The organism is Bradyrhizobium sp. (assembly GCF_016462955.1).
Lineage (GTDB): Bacteria > Pseudomonadota > Alphaproteobacteria > Rhizobiales > Xanthobacteraceae > Bradyrhizobium.
Genome location: NZ_JAEMSD010000705.1, coordinates 1 through 2,811 on the forward strand (window position 1 = coordinate 1; position 2,811 = coordinate 2,811).

The window sequence follows — 2,811 nt, forward strand, 5'->3', positions numbered from 1 at the left end:
GCGGCGGCGATTCGATCGAGATGTTCTTGATGAAGAGACGGCCGGGTCTCTGAAAACCATTGAGCGTCCTTCGACACCAGATCCCTCCGGACTGCTACAGCTCGGAAGGCCCCGGCCAAAACCAGAGCGCTTGCGGATCGACTCGGACAGGGGCAAACTCGTGCAGCTGCCGAGGGATCGCGGATGCCGGCCAACTTGGAGGAGAGGCGAGGGGCGCTTGTCGGGCTCATCTACGACGCTGTGCTCGATGCCTCGCTGTGGAGCTCGGCCCTCGAAGGCATCGCGGACATCACGCATAGCGCGGCCGCGCTGATCCACGGTTACAGCGTCGATCGCAAGCTTTACACGTTCCACAATCTCGGCCGGATCGATCCCGACTGCAAGCGCCGCCACGAACTCTATCATGTCACCAATCCGTGGATGCGTTCGAGCCGGTTTCCGGCGGGCCAGATGGTCCATAGCGACGGTCTGATCGAGCTGCCCAAGCTCAAGCGCACCGCCTTCTATGACGATGTGCTCAGGCCGCAGAACCTGGCGCACGGCTTGATCGTCAACGTGGTCAGCCGCCCGGAATTCCGCGTCTCCCTCAACGTCGAGCGCAGCGAAGCCAGCGGTCCGTTCAGCGAACGCGACGCCGCCGTCCTGAGATCGCTGCTGCCTCATCTACGGCGAGCCTGCGAGCTCCGGCTGCGCATGCACGACTACCAGGCGGCGGTGCAGGCCGAGCGCGACGCGCTCGATGCGTTGTCCACCGGGATCATCATTTTCGACGCAGGTCAGCGCGTCTTGTTTGCCAATACCGCCGCACGCAGCCGGGCCGAAGAACTGTCGCTGCGGCTGCAAGAGGGCGCCGGCTTGTCGGGCCCGCCGCGAATGACGAACGACATCCTTGCGCTGCTGACGGACGCCCTGCGCGGCGGCGCGGCAGCAACCCGCCGGCTGCTGCGTCCGAACGGCGGCGAGACCGGCATCACCGTCACGCCGGTGAAAGGACGAGCGTTCGGCCACCCCTCCCATCACAGGACGGCATCGCCCGCAGCCATTGCGCTCCTCGTCGATATCTCGGGAAGCCGAGACGCCGGGACGGCGTTGCTGGCCGCCCGCCACGGGCTGACCGCGGCCGAAACGCGGGCCGCAAATGTGCTGGCCCAAACCAGCGGCATGGACGCGGCCGCGGCAATGCTTGGGATCAGCCGCAACACCGTCAAATCCCACGCCAAGCGGATTTACGCCAAGATCGGCGTCCGCAGCCAAGCCGAGTTGGTGCGGGAGATTGCGCAGATATCGCAGACGCTCGATCCGTCGCTATAGCGATTTGCTCATCCGAAAAGATGGCGGCAATCACCCTTCGGGGTGACGACGGACGGTCGTCCGGTCTGAACAATCCGGCGCCCTTACAAGGAGACTTAACATGATACGGCCGGCGCTTGCCTTGATCGCGCTTTTTGGGTTGGCGGCTCCAGCGCATGCCGAGCCGAGCTACCCGCAATCCACCATCCGCATCGTGCTCGGCTTCGGCCCGGGAAGCGCCCCTGATGTCGCAGCCCGCATTCTGGCCGACCAGTTCACGGCGGCGTGGGGTAAGCCGGTCGTGGTCGAGAACATGCTCGGTGCCGGCGGCAACATCGCGGCGGGCCACGTCGCCAAGGCGGCGCCCGATGGTTCGACGCTGCTGATGGCGGGGAATGCTGCGATCGTCATCAACCCCTCGCTCTACGCCAAGCTGCCCTACGATCCCGCGCATGATCTTGTCCCGGTCGCACAGGTCACGGTTGCGCCGAACATCCTGGTTGTGAGCAAGGACGTGCCGGCTGCCAACGTGCCCGAACTCGTGGAACTGGCGCGGCGTAGTCCCACTCCCCTCACCTTTGCCTCGGCCGGTGTGGGCACCTCGACCCATCTGGCGGGCGAGCTGTTCCAGACCATGACCGGCATCAAGATGCAGCACGTGCCCTACCGGGACAGCGCGACGCTGTTGAGCGACCTCACTGCCGGCCGCGTCACCATGTTCTTCGGCAGCATCGCCTCGGTGCTTCCGCAAGTCCGCGACGGCAACCTGCGCGCGCTCGCGATCACATCGTTGCGGCGCTCACCGGCGGCGCCTGATATCCCGACGCTGGATGAGCTCGGGTTTCGCGGCTTCGAAGCGACCGCCTGGTTCGGCCTGATGGCGCCGGCCGGAACGCCGCCAGCTGTCATCGCACAGTTGCACGAGGAGGCTCAGAAGGCGGTCACAGCGCCCGCCGCACGACAGAAGTTCGCCGCCCTGGGCATGGAAACGGTAACGCGCACGCCCAGCGAGTTCGCCGAGCAGATCCGCACCGAAACCCCGAAATGGGCCGAGCTGATCAAGAGGGTCGGCATCGCGCCGATCCAGTGAAGGCGGCCGTCCCCCGGCCGATCGGCGGAGAAATTGATCCCCGCCTACGCCTACTTCTTCTTCCCCTTCGCCGCCCTCGGCACCGGCTGCGGATCCGGATTGCCCTCGATCGCGGAGAGGCGGCCAGCCGTGAACGTGTAGATGCCGGCGCGCGGACCGGTGGTCCAGGTCACCACGGCGACGCGGCGGCCGGCGGCATCGTTGGACAGGCTGACATTGGAGGGCGCGCCGATGCCGCGCACCACGTCGCACTCGGTGTGGCCGAGCGCGACCGTGCCGCCCATCGGTGCCGTCGTCGAGGCATTGGCATCGGCCGGTCCGGGCGGCGGCGCCATACCGGGACAGGCACCGTCGGCGCTGACGAGATCCTCGGCTCCGACCGGCTTGTCAGGGGTCAGCGGCGGCGATTCGATCGAGATGTTCTTGATGAA

3 protein-coding genes are annotated in these 2,811 nt (G+C 66.5%); 2 read left to right on the forward strand and 1 reads right to left on the reverse strand.

Annotated features, from left to right (window positions below; genetic code table 11):
* Positions 1 to 450: 450 nt before the first annotated feature.
* Both JHD07_RS37140 and JHD07_RS37145 read left to right on the forward strand, forming a co-directional pair.
* On the forward strand, positions 451 to 1,311 hold the full coding sequence (locus tag JHD07_RS37140) for a helix-turn-helix transcriptional regulator (RefSeq protein WP_291631231.1): 861 nt from the start codon (positions 451 to 453) through the stop codon (positions 1,309 to 1,311).
* Between the two features lie 100 nt (positions 1,312 to 1,411).
* Entirely contained in the window at positions 1,412 to 2,380 is a 969-nt protein-coding gene (locus tag JHD07_RS37145; RefSeq protein ID WP_291631234.1) for a tripartite tricarboxylate transporter substrate binding protein, read from the forward strand.
* 50 nt (positions 2,381 to 2,430) lie between these two features.
* Here the strand turns inward: JHD07_RS37145 and JHD07_RS37150 are convergent.
* On the reverse strand, positions 2,431 to 2,811 hold a 381-nt coding region (locus JHD07_RS37150), incomplete at its 5' end, for a hypothetical protein (protein ID WP_291631235.1).